Raw genomic sequence first — 2,200 nt, forward strand, 5'->3', positions numbered from 1 at the left:
GATAGCAGGGGCTGGGTCGTGCAACGCCGCGAACGAACGCGCCATCTGATCGAGCTGGGCGGGCTGGTCCAGAAAGCCGGCCTGGTCGAACTGACCGACGACGATCGCGCCACCCTCTACGGCGCGCTGCTCGATCTCGCCGGACGCGCGCGCGGCGATGATGCCGGGGACGTGCTGGCGCTGTGGAAGCGGCGCGGCAAACGGGCATTCGATGCGGAAGGCGAAACGACGGAGGCGAGCTGATGGCGGATTTCGATATCGAGGCGGTGCGGGCGCAAGTCCGGGCAATGGATTTCACGCGCGGCACGTCGGCGGAAATCGCCATGTGGCGCGAGGACATGGCGGAGTCGCGCGCCAACCTCGTCATCGAGGACATGATCCCTACGCCCAACGACGATGCGTTTTTCGACATGCTGCTGGATGAGGGGGTGTCCCCTGCCCTCACGGTGCAAATCCTGCACCGGCTCTACAATCATCCCGACGCCAATCCCGCGCTGGCGGCGATCACGCCCATGACCACGGCGGGCGTGGAAAGCCGGTAGCATGGGCCTCGCGCGCGCCACCCGTAACCTCGCCCGCATCGCCCGCGCCAATCCTATGTGGGCGCTGCTCGGCCTCCTGCTCGCCCCCTTCCGGTTCGCCCGCCACATCATCGGCATGGGCGTGTTCGCGGTCGCGCTGTTCCTCGGGCTGTTCGCCCTGCTGCTGCTGTCGATCTGGGTTTTCGACCTCGACAAGAATGGCGTCGTCGCTCAGCTTGGCGTGTTCGGGATCAGCGGTGCCGTGGTCCTGGTCACGGCCTGGATGTTCGTCCTGCCCCTGCTTCGCCGGTTCGACTATGGTGATAGCGCCGACACGCATGGTTCGGCCCGCTTTGCCACAGCCGGGGAAGCCCAGGCGCTCAACGACGATCACGGCCTGCTGATCGGTCGCGACGTGAAGACCGGCAAGCCGATGCGCTATGCCGGTCCCGCCCATCTGCTGACGATCGCACCCACCCGCACCGGCAAGGGTGTCGGCACGATCATCCCCAACCTGCTGGAATATCCGTTCGCGGTCGTCTGCATCGACCCCAAAGGCGAGAACGCCCGCATCGCCGCGCGCCAGCGCGGCAAGTTCGGCGCGGTCCATGTCCTCGATCCATTCGGCGTCACCGGCCTCGCCTCGGCCGCGTTCAACCCGCTTGATCGGATCGACCCGCACGGCCTCGATCTCGCCGACGACTGCATGACGCTGGCAGATGCACTGGTCCACGATGCGCCCGGCGAAGCGGGCGAGGCGCACTGGAACGAGGAAGCCAAGGCGCTGATCGCCGGCATCCTGCTCCACATCGTCACCACCGAACCGCCCGCGACGCGCACCCTGGATACGCTGCGCGACCGGCTGACCCTTGCCCCGGCCGCATTGGCGGCGCAGCTCGCGGCGATGCAGGCGCAAGGTGGCCTGGTCGCGCGCGCCGCCAATCGTCAGCTCGGCAAGTCCGACCGCGAAGCCGCCGGCGTGCTGTCGGCCGCGCAACGCCACACGCATTTCCTCGACTCCCCGCGCATGGCGGCGGTGCTGGGACGCTCGGACTTCACGTTCGCCGGATTGAAGGACGCGCCGGCGACGGTGTTCCTCGTGCTGCCACCCGATCGGCTCGCCAGCTATGCCCGCTGGCTGCGGCTGATGGTGGCGCAAGCCCTGACCGAGCTGGCGCGCGCGCCCGGTCGTCCGCCTTGGCCGGTACTGTTCCTGCTCGACGAGTTCGCGGCGCTCGGCCGTCTCGAACCGGTTGAACGCGCGATGGGGCTGATGGCGGGTTATGGCGTCCAGCTCTGGCCGATCCTCCAAGACGTCCACCAGCTCCGCGCGCTTTACGGCCAGCGCGCTGGCACCTTTCTGTCGAACGCCGGCGTCCTCCAGGTGTTCGGAGTCAACGATCAGGACAGCGCCAAGCTCGTCTCCGATCTGGCGGGGCAGGAAACCGTCGTGTTCGAGACCATGAGCCGCGCGATCGACGCGGAAGAAACCGGGATCTCCTACGGGCAGCAGAATGTCGGCCGCGCGCTGCTCACCCCCGATGAAGTCCGCACGCTACGCCCCGATCGCCAGCTCCTGTTCCTCGCCGGCCAGCGACCGATCGTCGCCGCCAAGCTGCGCTACTAGGCCCAGTCGGCCCGAAGCTGCGATTTTGGCCAGGTTGAAGAACGAACACTGA

General features: G+C 67.7%; 3 protein-coding genes. All 3 read left to right on the forward strand.

Annotated elements, in window-relative coordinates:
• Positions 1 to 18 precede the first annotated feature (18 nt).
• The 3 genes from AX724_RS04940 to AX724_RS04950 are packed head-to-tail and all read left to right on the forward strand — an operon-like array spanning position 19 to position 2,148.
• On the forward strand, positions 19 to 243 hold the full coding sequence (locus AX724_RS04940; protein WP_066764083.1) for a conjugal transfer protein TraD: 225 nt from the start codon (positions 19 to 21) through the stop codon (positions 241 to 243).
• Positions 243 to 542 (forward strand): hypothetical protein, encoded by a 300-nt coding sequence (locus tag AX724_RS04945; protein WP_066764079.1) that lies wholly within the window; start codon positions 243 to 245, stop codon positions 540 to 542. The genes AX724_RS04940 and AX724_RS04945 overlap by 1 nt, the downstream gene beginning before the upstream one ends.
• 1 nt (position 543) lies before the next feature.
• Positions 544 to 2,148 (forward strand): type IV secretory system conjugative DNA transfer family protein, encoded by a 1,605-nt coding sequence (locus tag AX724_RS04950; protein WP_066764081.1) that lies wholly within the window; start codon positions 544 to 546, stop codon positions 2,146 to 2,148.
• Positions 2,149 to 2,200 lie beyond the last annotated feature (52 nt).

Origin of the sequence: Sphingobium sp. CCH11-B1 (genome assembly GCF_001556865.1) — a bacterium.
Taxonomy (GTDB): domain Bacteria; phylum Pseudomonadota; class Alphaproteobacteria; order Sphingomonadales; family Sphingomonadaceae; genus Sphingobium.